Here is a 268-nt window from a genome sequence, read left to right as displayed (position 1 = left end):
GTACATCGTGGTGCGCAGGAGACCTTCGATATATCGGCCGATCTGCAGGAGCTGGCCCAGACGCCGGTGGCCGTGGTCTGCGCAGGAGCCAAGTCGATCCTCGATATCGGGTTGACGCTGGAGTATCTGGAGACGCAAGGGGTACCGGTGATCGGCTATCAAACCGAAGATCTGCCCGCCTTCTACACCCGCGAGAGCGACTTCACGGTCGATTACCGGCTCGATACCCCGGCCGCCAGAGCCGCGGCGCAGCGAGCACCCGATGCAG

At 63.4% G+C, this 268-nt stretch carries 1 protein-coding gene; it reads left to right on the top strand.

Annotated features, from left to right (window positions below; genetic code table 11):
• A partial coding sequence (locus O4G76_RS20650) for a pseudouridine-5'-phosphate glycosidase (RefSeq protein WP_269398994.1) occupies positions 1-268 on the top strand: 268 nt, incomplete at both ends.

The sequence above is a fragment of the Limimaricola sp. G21655-S1 genome (assembly GCF_027213785.1).
In the GTDB taxonomy this organism is placed as follows: Bacteria; Pseudomonadota; Alphaproteobacteria; order Rhodobacterales; family Rhodobacteraceae; genus Limimaricola.
This window is presented reverse-complemented; position numbering and strand designations above follow the sequence as displayed.